This window comes from Pseudoalteromonas sp. S16_S37, assembly GCF_014694405.1.
In the GTDB taxonomy this organism is placed as follows: domain Bacteria; phylum Pseudomonadota; class Gammaproteobacteria; order Enterobacterales; family Alteromonadaceae; genus Pseudoalteromonas.
Window position 1 is genome coordinate 1 of record NZ_JAAUWV010000175.1, and the last position, 796, is coordinate 796.

1 protein-coding gene is annotated in these 796 nt (G+C 39.7%); it reads right to left on the reverse strand.

The features are described 5' to 3' along the window. Positions 1 to 205 precede the first annotated feature (205 nt). Positions 206 to 604: a hypothetical protein gene (locus HC733_RS22480; RefSeq protein ID WP_190367193.1), complete on the reverse strand. Its 399-nt coding sequence runs from the start codon at positions 602 to 604 to the stop codon at positions 206 to 208. Between the last annotated feature and the right edge of the window lie 192 nt (positions 605 to 796).

Below are 796 nucleotides of genomic sequence, written 5' to 3' on the forward strand. Positions count from 1 at the left end.
ACCATGGGTGAATAATAGCTATTAGATCACAGTAACCAACTCGATTCAAGGTTAAAAAACAGCCAATCCAGAACCAATAATCCAGTACCTGAAAAGAGTAATTCTACAGCCTCAACGCCGTTTTAAGCGGCGAGAAATAGTTTGCTAAAATGTGAAACGAAGTGGAACTGAGCAAACTGTTGCGAGTCCGACTTGAAAACCCTTGTTAGTTTTCGATTTCTGATATTAGTTTACCATCTATCGACATTACACCATCTTTTATGACAACATCGCCCGTCCAGATAGAACCATAAAACCTACCATCAAGGTACAAATCTTTGTGGTATCTGCCTATAATTTCTAGTTTATGGAAATTTGATTCTCTGCCGAACTTTACTGTATGTCGTAAAGGAGATGGTGACGTTTTACCTACGGTAGAAATTGGCATTAGCTCCTGACTAAATGGTTCGATAATCTTTACAGTCAACCCCGGGTGATTGACATTATATTCAACCCACTCACCAACCCTATTGCCAGAATCGGCACCAGTAAATCCTGTCAGACCTGCACAACCAGACATAAAGGAAAGAAGAGCCAAAATACTTAATTTATATATATCGTTCATTGTGAACTCCAGAAAACATAACGTTTTAGTATTTATGCGACACGTAGTTTGTGTTGCATAATCGCTTGTTGGACTGAGGCGCTACCTGCTCGATGTGTCAGAGTTGGTGCTCTTTATGCTATGGGAATTTGCTTTTTATGGCCTAAACGATATCTTGCCAATTTCATTGGCGTGTCTATCGTATCTAAGCTG